The organism is Pseudomonas multiresinivorans, from assembly GCF_012971725.1.
GTDB lineage: Bacteria > Pseudomonadota > Gammaproteobacteria > Pseudomonadales > Pseudomonadaceae > Pseudomonas > Pseudomonas multiresinivorans.
On the sequence record NZ_CP048833.1, the window covers coordinates 2,375,584 to 2,389,123 of the forward strand.

12 protein-coding genes are annotated in these 13,540 nt (G+C 60.5%); 11 read left to right on the forward strand and 1 reads right to left on the reverse strand.

Features of this window, described 5'->3' with window-relative positions; genetic code table 11:
• The first annotated feature begins 1 nt into the window (after position 1).
• The 11 genes from G4G71_RS11190 to G4G71_RS11235 all read left to right on the forward strand — a co-directional run bounded on the left by G4G71_RS11190 (position 2) and on the right by G4G71_RS11235 (position 12,919).
• Positions 2–1,147, forward strand: a complete 1,146-nt coding sequence (locus G4G71_RS11190; RefSeq protein WP_169937639.1) for a phage tail tube protein — start codon at positions 2–4, stop codon at positions 1,145–1,147.
• A gap of 284 nt (positions 1,148–1,431) precedes the next feature.
• Positions 1,432–1,836, forward strand: a complete 405-nt coding sequence (locus G4G71_RS11195) for a hypothetical protein (RefSeq protein WP_169937640.1) — start codon at positions 1,432–1,434, stop codon at positions 1,834–1,836.
• 104 nt (positions 1,837–1,940) lie between these two features.
• Positions 1,941–2,123 carry a phage tail assembly chaperone gene (locus G4G71_RS30205; RefSeq protein ID WP_420826008.1) on the forward strand — a complete coding sequence of 61 codons (183 nt, stop codon included), beginning with the start codon at positions 1,941–1,943 and terminating at the stop codon, positions 2,121–2,123.
• On the forward strand, positions 2,116–4,578 hold the full coding sequence (locus G4G71_RS11200) for a tape measure protein (RefSeq protein ID WP_169937642.1): 2,463 nt from the start codon (positions 2,116–2,118) through the stop codon (positions 4,576–4,578). The genes G4G71_RS30205 and G4G71_RS11200 overlap by 8 nt, the downstream gene beginning before the upstream one ends.
• Complete coding sequence (locus G4G71_RS11205; protein WP_169937644.1) at positions 4,578–5,444, forward strand: DUF2460 domain-containing protein; 867 nt, start codon at positions 4,578–4,580, stop codon at positions 5,442–5,444. The genes G4G71_RS11200 and G4G71_RS11205 overlap by 1 nt, the downstream gene beginning before the upstream one ends.
• A gap of 55 nt (positions 5,445–5,499) precedes the next feature.
• Complete coding sequence (locus tag G4G71_RS11210; protein WP_169937646.1) at positions 5,500–6,387, forward strand: DUF2163 domain-containing protein; 888 nt, start codon at positions 5,500–5,502, stop codon at positions 6,385–6,387.
• On the forward strand, positions 6,384–6,812 hold the full coding sequence (locus G4G71_RS11215; protein WP_169937648.1) for an NlpC/P60 family protein: 429 nt from the start codon (positions 6,384–6,386) through the stop codon (positions 6,810–6,812). Before G4G71_RS11210 ends, G4G71_RS11215 begins: the two co-directional genes overlap by 4 nt.
• Complete coding sequence (locus G4G71_RS11220; RefSeq protein WP_169937651.1) at positions 6,809–10,027, forward strand: phage tail protein; 3,219 nt, start codon at positions 6,809–6,811, stop codon at positions 10,025–10,027. Before G4G71_RS11215 ends, G4G71_RS11220 begins: the two co-directional genes overlap by 4 nt.
• Positions 10,024–11,856: a DUF2793 domain-containing protein gene (locus G4G71_RS11225; protein WP_169937653.1), complete on the forward strand. Its 1,833-nt coding sequence runs from the start codon at positions 10,024–10,026 to the stop codon at positions 11,854–11,856. Before G4G71_RS11220 ends, G4G71_RS11225 begins: the two co-directional genes overlap by 4 nt.
• Positions 11,856–12,389: a glycoside hydrolase family 19 protein gene (locus tag G4G71_RS11230; RefSeq protein ID WP_169937655.1), complete on the forward strand. Its 534-nt coding sequence runs from the start codon at positions 11,856–11,858 to the stop codon at positions 12,387–12,389. Before G4G71_RS11225 ends, G4G71_RS11230 begins: the two co-directional genes overlap by 1 nt.
• A complete protein-coding gene (locus G4G71_RS11235) occupies positions 12,386–12,919 on the forward strand; it encodes a DUF2514 family protein (protein WP_169937658.1) in 534 nt (177 codons plus the stop codon). The genes G4G71_RS11230 and G4G71_RS11235 overlap by 4 nt, the downstream gene beginning before the upstream one ends.
• Here the strand turns inward: G4G71_RS11235 and G4G71_RS11240 are convergent.
• A complete protein-coding gene (locus G4G71_RS11240; RefSeq protein WP_240964906.1) occupies positions 12,882–13,535 on the reverse strand; it encodes an SOS response-associated peptidase in 654 nt (217 codons plus the stop codon). The two genes, G4G71_RS11235 and G4G71_RS11240, sit on opposite strands and share 38 nt — an antisense overlap.
• Positions 13,536–13,540: the final 5 nt, after the last annotated feature.

A 13,540-nucleotide genomic window follows, 5' to 3' on the forward strand; every position in this document is an offset into this window, starting at 1 on the left:
CATGGCCTGCTTTGCGAACGGCTCTGCCGTCAAGCTCTACTACGTCCTGGAGGGCGCTACCAAGACCGCCGCTACCATCAGCGCGACTGCGTCGGACTCCAGCTACAACGACTCCGGCAACGGCTTCCTGACCGCAGGCCTTGGCGTTGGGCAGATCATCACCGTCTCCGGGTTCGCCAATGCCGCGAACAACGGCAAGCGCAAGATTGCCACCGCCGCGGCCGGCAAGATCACCGTCACCAACGTCGACGGTTCCGCTGTTACCCTGGTGGATGCTGCTGCCAGCCCTGCGATAACCATCGTCATGGAAGGATCGATCCCGGGTAACCCCCAGTTCAAGCCGATCCGCTTCGTCACCGAGGGCCTCAGCCCGAACATCAACCAGATCGAGTCGGCCGAGATCAACCAGGCCCGCCAGCGTGCACCGAGCCGCGGCGGCAACTACAGCGTCCAGGGCGAAATCGCCGCCGAGGTGAGCTTCGGCAGCTTCGACGACCTGATCGAGGCGGCACTGCAGGGAACCTGGACCACCGACGTGCTGATCGTTGGCTCGACCGAGCGCTCCTTCGCCATCCTAGAGCGCCACTCTGACATCGGCGCCGACTACATCTACCGCGGCTGCCGCGTGAACACCATGAACATCGCGGCCCCGCTGGGCGACAAGGCTGGCATCACCTTCGGGATGATCGGCACCAAGGCCGAACCGTACACCATCCCGGGCGGCGCCACTTTCATGGCTGCTACCACCAGCGACATGATGGTCACCACCAACGGCTCCTTCACCGAAGGCGGTCAGGTGATCGCATATGCCACTGAGTGGAACCTGAGCCTCGATAACGGCATGGAGGCTGCATTCTCGCTGTTCCAGCGCGAGGCCTACTGCGTCACCAACGGCATTGCCGCTGTCACCGGCACCATGAACGCCTACCTCAAGGACGGCTCTCTGTGGGCGAAGGTGCTGAACGAGACCGAAACCAGCCACATCGTTGTGCTGGAGGAGGGCGCTGATAGCTACACCATCGAGTTGCCTAAGGTTCGCTACACCCAGGGCCAGAAGCAGGTCAGCGGCCCTGGCGCGGTCATCCCGCAGTACACCTACTCGGCCGGCTACGACGGAACCACCACCCTGCGCATTACCCGCAGCTGATGCTACAGTCCTCCTAGTCATGGACTGGGAGGGATATCTATGCGGCCGGTAGTAACAGAGCAAACAGCAAAGAGATTCAAAGGCATGATGGTCCTTGGGGTTGTTCTTTGCATTGTCGGCGCCATCGTTGCTGCTGCAAGTGAAAGCTCTAGGATTGGAATGCTCATCATGGCTGGAGGTGCAATTTTGTTCCTCTACGCAAAGTTCTCAGCCTGGTGGAATCACGGCTAATTGCATCCACGACGTAACCCGCTCCGGCGGGTTTTTTATTGCCTGGAGGGCGCATGAGAAAGGAAGATTTCTACACGAAGCCGAACGCCGACAAGGGCGTAAAAATGCAGCTGATGCTGGCTGATGGACGCCAGTCAGAGCACTGGCTGATGGTGCGCGGCACTGATTCTGACGCCTTTCGCAAAGTGAAGTTTGAAGGCGCTCGCACAATGCGCGACCTGCCCACCAGTGCAAGCGATTGGGACCGTGCCGTGGCCCGGGATGAGGTCGTCATGAATAGCCTTGTCTCCCTGGTGGCCGATTGGTCCTTCGAAGAGCCTTGCACCACGGAATCGGTTCAGGAGTTCCTCGCCAACGCCCCGCACATCGCGGAGGCCGTTGATAGAGCGGCGGCGGATCGTTCCCGTTTTTTCGAGATCGCCTCGGGGCCCTCGAGCGACACACCGAAGCAGAGCTGAGGCTACTCAAGCGCGCTCCGGGCTCGAAGCGCACGAATCGTGAGCATCTGGAGCAGATCGCCAGGGTCATCGGCGAACAGCCGCCAGAGCTCCAGACGCCTCCAATCCCCGACGAACTCGCCTACCTGCTTGGCGTTTTCTTCCAGATTCGCCGATCTCCCGACCCGCTTACCTACACCGAACTGCGCAACTGGTCGCTGATGACCCATCAGGAGCTCGATCCCCTGGAGGTCGAAGCGATCATGCGTCTCGACGCCATCGCCACCAAGGTCCGACACAATGACTGAATACGCCCGCCTGGTCCTATCGGTCGACTCTACGTCGGCGAAGAAGGCCACCGACGAGCTGCGCATCATGATCGATGTGACGGCGAAGGCGGATAAGTCGAACCAGGAGCTCACGAAGTCGACCAATGGGCTGGGGAAAGCGTTCGGCGCCCTGGCTGCGGCGATCAGTGTGCGGGCGATCATCGCGGCATCGGACCAATACGGCCAGATGGCTGCGCGGATTCGGATGGCGACCTCATCAACCGAGGAGTACACCAAGGTCCAGGATCGCCTGCTACAGACCGCAAACGCCACATACCGCCCGCTGAACGAGGCCCAAGAGGTCTACATCCGGACGGCGGATGCCATCCGCACGTTGGGCTACAACACCGACGACGCTCTGGATATCACGGACAGCTTCAGCTTCCTGTTGGTGACCAACGCCGCCTCGGCTGATAAGGCCTCGTCGGCCATCGACGCCTATTCGAAGGCCATCCAGACCGGCAAAGTCGAGTCTGACGGCTGGCAGTCGATCCTGGCGGCGATGCCGACCATCGTGAATGACCTTGCTGCAGCTACTGGGCGCTCGACCGCGGACATTCGCAAGCTAGGCATTGAAGGGAAACTGAGCCTGGCGGCGCTGAACGAGGCGCTGCGGCAGTCGCGTGACAGCAACGAAGAACTCGCTGCCGCGATGGAAACCTCTGTCCAGGATGCCACCACTGCGCTCGGCAACTCTTTCCAAGTGTTCGTCGGCAAGGTCAACGAGACCTCGAAGGCGTCCGGCATCCTGACCGAGAACATCGGCGAGATGGCAGATGCGCTCCAGGACCCTGAGACCATCAAGGCTGCACAGGATCTTGCAGCCGGCGTTGTTTCGGCTCTGAACGAGATCATCAAGGGCGTCCGCGAGACCGTCGGAATCGTGAAGTGGGGGGCCGAGAGCATCTCAGCAGCCCTGAATGGCGCAGCTGGTGATGATGTTGTGCGCCTGCAGGATCAGTTGGAAACCTACCAGTCCATGCTGGACAACCCGCTGAAGCGGCTTCGCATTGGCGGCAAGGGTCAGGCAGTCGCCTACTTCAATGAGGAAGAGATCAAGCAGAACATCGAGCTGACTCAAAAGCAGATCGATGCTTTCTGGAAGGAGCAGGAACAGCGCAAGCCGAACCTGCCAGAGCCAGTTCCTGAGCCGAAGGTCGACAGCAAAGAGAAGGCCAAGGTCGAGGCTGAAGCTGCCGCCGCACCGTCCAAGGCGAAGCGCGCGGCGATGACGGATGAGCAGAGAGCAGCGAACCAGCTCGCCACTGCCTACAAGAACGTCGAGAAGAGCCTAGCTCAGCAGGTGGCGCTGTTCGGTCAGTCTACCGAGGTCGCTCGGGTCAAGTACGACCTGGAAAACGGCGAGCTCTCCAAACTCAACGCCCAGCAGAAGCAGCACCTGCTCGACCTCGCCACCGAACTGGACGCCAAGCAGGATTTGGTGGACCAGGACAACATCCGTCTCGCGATCCTGCAGGAGACCGGGCAACTCCAGGCCGCGAACGACATGCAGTTCGAGCTCGACTACGCGAAGAAGATCGCGCAGTACGAGAAGGATGGGAACACCGCAGCGCTAGCCAGGCTGAAGACGCTGAAGGCTATCCAGGATGCCAACCGGGAGGCTGACGTTAAGCCAGGAACGGTAGAGGGCGTCACGAAGGCTCCACATACATCAGGCGTAGATGCCGATGTTGGCGGCGCCAGTAGCGAGATGATCAAACTCGACGAAGAGGCTAAGGCGCTTCAGGACTGGCGCGACACCGAACTCAAGAAGCAGCTGGAATACCTCGACGCCAAGGCCATCAACGAAGAGGAATACTCCAAGCGTGTGGCCAATATTCATCAGCAGTCCGCAGATGAGCAACGCGCCATTGATGCGGCCAAGAATCAGGCCCTGATGGCTGGCGGGGAAAGCCTCTTTGGCAATCTGGCCGGGCTGGCCAAGGAGTTCGCTGGAGAGCAGTCGGGGCTCTACAAGACGATGTTCGCTGTCCAAAAGGCCTTCGCAATCGCCCAGACAATCGTCAATACGGAGACAGCCTCGGCTGCGGCATTGGCGCCGCCTCCTATCGGCCTTGGCCCTGTTGCCGGGGCTCCATACTCCCAGGTCATTCGCGCCATGGGCTACACCTCGGCGGCGCTGATCGGTGCCACGGCAATTTCAGGTATGGCGCACGACGGCATCGACAACATTCCAAAGGAAGGCACTTGGCTGCTCGACAGAGGTGAGCGGGTGGTCGACAGGCGGACCAACGGCGACCTGAAGGATTTCCTAAACCGGCAGGGGAACACGTCGACGACTACCAATAGCAAGACCAACAACATCAGTCTCAATGTCTACGGCATCACCGACGCGAAGGGTATGCAGGAGTCAACTGCCCGCCTGGCTCGCCAGATTTCCAGTGCCGTTAGCAAATCCGACAGGTATGCATGATGGGGGAGTTTCTGGAAGAGCGCCTGGCCGAGAACATCGACTATGGCAGTGGTTTCGGGTCTAGTTATGCCGTAGATACCGTGCAAACCGCTGGCGGGAACGAATACCGATCGCTGAAGCATCCGTTCATCAAGGCCTCGATGACCATCGAATTCGAACGGCAGACGAATTTCATCATCAGCGAGATCCTGGATCTGAACAATCGGGCCGGCGGAACCTTCCGTGGATTCCGAGCAATGCATCCGGCCGACTATTCAACCAAGAACTACCGGGAGCCGCCGACTGCATTCGACCAGCCGATGGTTCTGGTGAATCCGACGGTGCCTGGCGTCTATCAGCTGATGCGCTGGTATGGCGATAGTTCGGATGCCTCGTGCATCCGCCGGCGGATCCGGAAGCCGGTTGCCGGCACTGTAAAGGTTGGCGTGCACGGCGCTGCCTTCCCGACGGCCCAGTGGAGTGTCGACAACACGACCGGCATCGTGACCATGGCGGGGAACAAGAACGGCACCATCACGAACATCACCAAGGGCTCGACGACAACCATCACGGTTGCGAACAGCATGGCCGTTGGCGAGTCGGTGCTGATCGCCAATGTGGTTGGGATGACTCAAATTAACGGGATGCGCGCGCCGATCACTGCCGCCAGCGGTACCTCAGTCACGGTCGCCATCAACTCCACAGGGTTCAGTGATTACGTCAGTGGCGGCGCGCTGAACACTGCTCCGCAGACTGGCGAGTCGGTAACGGCCGGCAGTGAATTTGACATCCCCATGCGCTTCTCCGCAGACCTCAGTAGCAGGTTCTCCAACTGGGACACGATCGATGCAGGAAGCATTGACCTCCTGGAAATCCTGAACCCCTAAGCAATTCCTCTCCAAGCAACCCGGCCTAGCGCCGGGGTTTTCATTTTGAGGCCCTATGAAATCTCACGTCGCTGACTGGAAGACGAGGGTTTACTGCGCCCGCATTGAGGCCGAAAACGGCACCGTCGTTCGCCTGGCTGCCTATCCGACTGACTTGGTGATGAGCAATGGAGCGGTCTATCCAACCGAATCCGGCTACGAGTTCAGCGGGGTGGATGCCACCGACAGCATGTCGCCGTCGAGCGTCGATCTAACCGGCATCTTGAACCATGGCATCACGCGCGAACAACTTGCTACGGGCGTCTTCGATAACGCCCGGTGCTACGTCTTCGCGACTTCCTGGAAAGCCCCGATTGAGGATGAAGAGCCACTAGGGCTCATGACGCTTGGCAAGACCACGCTCACCGACAACGCCTACAAGACCGAGATGATGAGCCTCGTGGATGCGCTGAATCAGTCGGTCGGCTCGACGTTCACCGCCCAGTGCCCATACACCCTATTCGACCAGGCGCTGGACGGCCGAATCATCGCGTCTACCCGTAGCCGTTGCACGGGGCCCCGCTCCAATCCAGACGGCCCGGACATCAACGAATACAAGGTCAGCGGCAGCGTCACTGGAGTGACCAGCCAGTACACCTTCACCGACTCTTCCAGGGCCGAGGCGGACGACTGGTTCAGCGCCGGCCAGGTGATGTTCACCACTGGGCTCAACGCTGGATTGAAGCCCCAGCAGATCAAGTCCTCGACCACTGCTGGCGTCATCACCACGCATGAGCCATTTCCTCACGCAATCGCGCCTACGGATCAGTACGTGATGATTCCGGGCTGCCGCAAACGGCTGATGGAGGATTGCGTAGGCAAGTACGGCAACGGCAAGAACAACGGTTCGCAGCCACACATGCCGACTGCTTCCCAGTCGGGTGCGGTAGGGAGGGGCGCATGACTCGCGACGAAGTCGTGAACGCCGCGCTCCAGGCGGAAGGCTCACCGTTCAAGCATCAAGGCCGTGTTGTTGGGCTCGGCCTGGACTGCGCCGGCCTGTACGTCTTCATCTGCCGGTCGCTCGATATCCCGCATCAGGATGCTACCGGCTACCCGCGCACGCCCTATGACGGCGAGATGGAGCGGCAGCTTGACGCCCAGCCAGCACTCCGGCGCATCGCTGTCGAGGATGCAGGGAAGGGCGACATCTTGGTCATGCGAATGACCAAGCAGCCGCAGCACATCGCAATACATGCCGGAGATGAGGCGGGCTACCCCTGCGTCATCCACGCAAGCGAAATGCACGGAAAGGTCTGCCGCCACCGAATCGACGAACTCTGGCGCGCCCGCGTGGTGCGCGCCTACCGCTTTGAGGGTCTGGAATGAGTACAGGCAACCTTCTTGGCGGCGCAGCGGGAGGCGTTGCTGGCTATTTCGCAGCGGGAGCGCTCGGCGTTTCCGTGGGGGGCGCCATCATCGGCGGCGCCATCATCGGCTCGCTCTTGGGCGGTCTGTCGTCCAGCCAAAAGATGGTCATGGAGTACGGCAAGCTGTCCAGCCGTAATTGGCAGGGTAGCGAGTACGGCGGCGATATCCCTCGCGGCTATGGAACATTCCCGGCCACTGGCAGCCAGATCGTTTGGCTTGAGCACAACAAGCTCAAAGAGAAGGTCAAGAAGAAGAAAAGCGGCGGGAAGGGTGGCGGCAGCTCAACAACCACCAAGACCTACACCTACTTCGCAACCTTCGCGCTCATGCTCTGCCAGGGCGAAGTGGCTGGTATCCGGCGCATTTGGTGTGGCGACAAGCTGATCTACAACGCAGGCAGCGATGACCTGGAAACGATCGTTGCGAGCAACCAGAAGGCCAAGGGCTGGAAGCTGTACCGCGGGACGGATGACCAGCTTCCTGACCCACGCTATGAGGCAGACGTCGGCGTAGGCAATGCCCCGGCGTTTCGCGGCTATACCTACATCGCCTTCTACGACTTTGCCCTGGCCGACTACTCGAACACTCTGCAAGCCGCACAGTTCAAGGTTGAGCTCTGTCAGTATCAGCAGCTTTCCTCTCCGGTTATCACGAATCAGACAACTCTCCCGGATCCGCTGAACACCTACCAAGCCACCGGCATGTATGTGAATCAATGGGGGGAGATGTCGGTCTTCAAATGCACGAGCCCGACGCTTCTGACCGATCTGTCCGCGCAAGTGTTCAAGACAAGCCTCAACGGTGGGTCGCGCCGCGGCCCTGTGATCATCCTGAACAACCAGCCATACATGCAGGGTTGGGCGGCATCGGAGCGCGCGGTACTGACCGATCCATCCGGTCACCTGACGATCGTCAATGGGGCCGGGGAACAACTATCGCTCTGGGACATTCAGGCTACTTGGAACAACTCCCGGATCTACCTGCCCGGCGGGACCGAGTACCTAATGCGCTGGCAGAACAACGCTGTAGCGAACACAACGGAGATCTATCGGAAGGATCAGAGTCTCACCAACCGCACGCCATCGCTGATTTCCACCACGGGTGCGGCATCGCCTCATGGGCAGATCTACGACATTTTCATCTGCCCGACCTGTATCTATGCGCTCACCTATAGCAAGCAGGTGGTCTGCTATGACTTTGAGTTCAATGAGCTGTGGAGTCAGGACCTTTCGTCACAATCTGATCTTGGTACTGGTCGAAACGGATCAGGAGATGACTCGATCCTGCGTACTGAGGACGATGAATTCATTCTTATCAGGACGAACGGGAAATTCTGGAGGGTAAGCCAAGGAGGATTCTCGTACCTCGGTGAAGCCGTTGGCTTCCCGATCAATTACGACGGGCTCGGTGGTGACTCCGTCGTTGGCGGTGTATGGGTGAACTACTCGGCGAACGCCAACACCGTCAGCAACATCCAGGTGTTCCCCAGTGTTTCCCCGCTCCCGACTCTTGCTGAAATAGTTCAGTCCGAATGCGCCCAGTCCGCGCTCATTGGTGTTGGCGATCTTGATACGTCTCTTCTGACGACAGAGGTTAGAGGCTATCGCGTTTCAGGAGGGACAATCCGATCTGTGATTGAGCCCCTCCAGGGCGCCTATCCGTTCGATGTAGTGCCGTCCGGGTACAAGATCAAGTTTGTCCCACGCGGCCAAGCTCCTGTAGTCACGATCCCCTGGGAAGACCTTGCTGCAGCCAATGGGGATGAAGTCGGCGATTCCTTGCCATATAGCCGGGAGATGGATTCACAGCTTCCGCAGAAGGTGACGATCACAGCGCTCAGTTCCACTCGTGAATACGGTAGCTCCACGCAATCATCGCCGGGACGCCCGAGCACCTCCGCAGTGAACATTGAGCAACGCGATATTCCTCTCGTCCTCAGCGACGACGAAATAGCGCAGATGGCCGAGAAGCTGGAGATGCTTCGCTGGCTTGAACGCGACGACTACAGCGGCCCATCACTTCCTCCAACCTATCAAGCGCTTGAGCCTTCTGATGTTGTCTTGGTCAAGGCGAAATTCGGTGACATCGAACTACGTCTCACTGAGGTCAACTATGAGGACGATGGACGCCTGACCTGCAAGGCTAAGGCGAACAGCGCGCCGCTCTATACAAGTCGCGCAGTTGGCGCACCAGGGCCTGGGCCGGACGGCACAATTCCGCTCGGCGGTGCCACTGACGTCTTCTTGGTCGATGGACCGATGATCTACGAGACCCTGCAGAACGATCCGGGGTTCTCTACTGCGGCCATGGGCTACACGGAAGGCTGGCCAGGCGGTGTCCTCGTCCGATCCGCTGACTCAGGCCAGACCTGGAACGACCTGCAGGGCTACGACGGCAAGGGCACCATTGGAATGGTGAGGAAGGCTCTAGCGGTCAATTCCGGTGCGCTCTTCGATCTCGGGTCATCGATGCAGGTTGATCTGCTCGATGGCGAGCTAGAGAGCGTTACCGAGGCCCAAATGCTCGGAGGCCAGAACATCGCGCTATATGGTGCCGATCAGCGCTGGGAGGTGATCCGCTTCCAGAATGCTGCCCTGCAGCCGGACGGTTCCTACATCCTCACCAAGTTGGTGCGTGGCGACAAGGGCACAGAGTGGGCGACTGGGCTGCACCAGGACTCCGACCTTTTCATCTTGGCTGAGGATCCGGACAACGCCTTCGTGGGGATGCCAATCGAGTCCATCGGCATTCAGAACCTCTACCGCGCGATCACCTTGGGCGACACGATCGATTCGGCAGAGAGCCAGACCTTTACCTACCGCGGCGTGAACCTGAAGCCGCTGTCGCCGGCTTACCCATTTGGCATCCGGAATAGCGGAGGCGACCTCTCCGTGAGCTGGACGCGTCGCAGTCGGTTCTCATCGGGCTGGTGGGTGACGGGGGTTCCGGCGCCTGTGGGAGAGGCCGTTGAGTCCTACGAGACCGAGGTTATGTCGGCACCTGGTCCTGGAGCATCGGTCAAGCGCACGCTTTCCGCCTCAGGACCGGCGATTCTTTATCCGGCCGCCGACCAGACGACTGACTTTGGTTCGCCTCAAGCCGCCATCACCCTTCGCATCTACCAGCTCAGCGCCACAGTTGGGCGCGGTCGGCCTTTGGAGGTCACTCTGTGAGCAGCAATACCCCTAAGCTGAAAATCCAGGAACTGGAGAACAGTGCCAGCCAAAGCCAGGTCGTGAATAGCAGCGGCTATGCCATCCTGGATGTGCTGGTCGACAAGACAGTGAAGAGCCGCGGTACCAACACTCCGCCTTCAACACCAGTAGATGGAGATGCCTATATCCTGGGGAGTAGCCCTACCGGACTGTGGAGCGGGAAGGGGACTCAGATTGCCTTCTGGCGCTCCTCCGCTAATGCCTGGCAATTCATCGTGCCTCTCACCGGGTGGACGCTCCGAGTCCAGGATGACCTGGACGCCAACGGCATCCCGAAGCAGTACGGCTACACCGGTAGTGCCTGGGCGGCCCCGGCCGATGGCGGTTCGTTCACCGGCGGCACGCTGGCGAGCGCGCTGAACGAGGCGCCGCCGGTAACTCTGGCCTCGGCCGCTACGGTGAACATCGGCGCGGCTGCAGCCAACACGGTCAACGTCACTGGCACGACCACCATCACGGCATTCGATACGATCGCGGCGGGCGCAACCCGGCGGGTGATCTTCGCTGGGATCCTGACGCTTACCCACAACGCGACCTCGCTGATCCTGCCGACTGGCGCCAACATCACCACCGCTGCAGGAGACGTTGCTGAGTTCGTCAGCCTGGGCAGCGGAAACTGGAAATGCATCTCCTACCAGCGCGCAAACGGCACGGCCCTAGCAACGGGCGGGTCGTCGCTATCGAACTTCACCGAGGCACTGAACACCACTGCCCCGAACGCCACGGTTCCAGTCGTTTCGCTGACTGCCACCAACGCTGCCACCAACGTCGATGTCGTCTATGCACCGAAGGGGACTGGCGCCGTGTTGGCCCAGGTACCTGATGCCACGGCAGCTGGTGGCAATAAGCGAGGGGCTGGGGCATTCGATTTCCAGACCAGCCGAAGCACTGCTGCACAGGTTGCATCCGGCACAAACTCGGTGATCGTTGGAGGTCAGCAGAACACAGCTTCTGGGATACGTAGTTTTGTCGGTGGAGGAATCGGAAACTCTGCATCAGGCGGAAATGACGTTGTTGTCGGGGGGAATGGCAACTCGTCCAGCGGCGGCCAGAACTTCATTGGGGCAGGTGGTTCGTGTTCGGCAGCCGGTTCGTACAATTCGATCGTAGGAGGAAGTTCGAACACCATCCAATCCGCGAACTACTGCTTTACCGGGGGCGGCCAATCAAACGTACATACAGGGACTGGGGATTATCGATGCCATCTTGGTGGTCAGTCGAACTCATCGCCAACAGGGGTAACTGGTTCAGCCACCACGGGCGGCCGGGAGAACGTGGCGAATGGTGATTACTCAATCACCTTGGGTGGCTATCAGACGCAAGGCCGCCAGATATATGGCGGCGTCCATCATGCCAATGGCCGCTTTGCAGCGAACGGCGATGCCCAGTGGAGCAACTATCTATTCCGCGCCCGCACGACGGCCGCAACGGCGGCAGACATGACCTCTGACGGCGCTGCGGTGTCGGCGAACAACGTCATGGTGCTGAACGGCGGACAGCAGGCGTGGTTCGGGAAAATCCAGTTGATTGCCCGAAACACTTCGAACGGCGAGCTCGCAGCTTGGGAGGCGAACGTACTGCTTCGCCGCACGAACACGGCAGCCACCATCGCCATTGTTGGGACGCCGAGCTTTAGCCTGATCGCTTCCGATGCGTCCCTGTCGACGCTTCCAACCCCGAACATCTACACCAACACCACTGTCGGCGGCGCTGTGATCAGCGTTACTGGACTCGCTTCGACCACCATCGACTGGGTCGCACGTGTAAATACCGTGGAGGCAGGATGATGCCCATCACCGAAGCGCAGCTCCTGCGCATCTACCCCAACGCCAGCCAGAGAGCTGGCGTTTTTGTTCCTGCGCTCAACCGGGCGATGGCGCGCTACCAGATCAACACGCCGGCGCGCCAGGCAGCTTTCCTTGCCCAGATCGGGCATGAGTCGATGCAGTTCAAGCGCACCAGGGAGATATGGGGGCCGACGCCGGCGCAGTCTCGGTATGAGGGGCGCAAGGACCTGGGCAACACCCAGCCAGGTGACGGGAAGCGCTACATGGGCCGTGGGCTGATCCAGATCACCGGTCGGGAGAACTACCGCCGGACTGGCGCCGCGCTGGGTGTGCCGCTGCTGGACAAGCCTGAACTGCTGGAGCAGCCGGAATGGTCTGCAGCTTCTGCCGCCTGGTGGTGGAAAAACCGGGGGCTGAATGAGCTGGCCGATGCCGGCGAGTTCGAGCAGATCACCCGCAGCATCAATGGCGGACTTAACGGTCAGCGTGAGCGCCTGGAACTGTGGGCGCGCGCCAAGGAAGTGCTGGCATGACCTGGCTGGTCAGCAACTGGAAACCGCTGCTGTGCGCTCTGATGCTGTTCCTGGCTGCCGCAGGCGGCTGGCACGAGGGCAGGGCGCGCTTGGATGCCACATGGCAGTCCAGATGGGATGAGCACGAGAAGCAGGACCAGCAGGCCGCCGCCGACTTCGAAGCGCGCGAACGCGCCAACGAACAGCGTTATCAGCAGAACATCAACAAGGTGCTGGAAAATGGCCAGAGGAACATCGATCAGGTTCGCGCCAATGCTTCTGTCGCTGCTGATCAGCGCGTGCGGGACGCCGGTATCCAATACGCCAACAGGATTGCTGCAGCTGAAGCCGGCCGCGATTCCTGCACTGCCGCCGCAAGCAAGGCAGCAGCCAAGCACGCCCGAGTGCTCGCCGAGCTGCTTGGAGAGGTTGACCGCCTGGCGGGTGTCTACGCAGAAGCTGCTGACGAATCCAGAGTGAGGGGTTTGGCCTGTGAAGCGGCTTACGATGGAGTTATATCGGCTCGATCAGCCGAGCGCCCTGGTTCCTGACACTCCCGACGTCCGTCGATATGCGGTAGGCCTCGAAGTCCTGCCGCGCCAAGGCGATTGTGTCGTAGGCTAGCTCCAGCGATGTCTCCGGCGATAGCCAAGTCTTAAACTGCTCCGGCGCCAAGATCACCGGCATCCGGTGGTGGATGGCAGAGACCAGGCCCTCGGCCTCCTTGGTCAGCAGAGCGCACGAGGTGATCGGTTCACCCTCCGGCGGTGACCAAGTCGACCAGATCCCGGCGATTGCCAGCACGTCGCCGTCGATGGCGTGATGATAGTAGGGCTGGTTCACGGCGCGGCCGGAGCTGTTCTTGACCGGCTCCTTCTCGTTCCACTCGTACCAGCCTGCCGCCGGCATCAGGCACCGCTTGTGCCGGATCGCGTCTCGCCACATCGGCTTCGTCGCCGCTTCCTCGCTCCGCGCGTTGAAGGTCAGCGCCGGCAGCTTGTCCTTCTTCCACCAGAACGGGATCAGCCCCCAGCGGGCGGCCACCACTTCCTGCTCTCCCGCCTCGTTCAGGAGCACCATGGGCACCTGACTGGTCGGCGCGACGTTGTACGCGCGGTCGATCCAGCGCCCGGAGTTCCTCCGCCCGATATGCCAGTACCGCTCCATGGCGG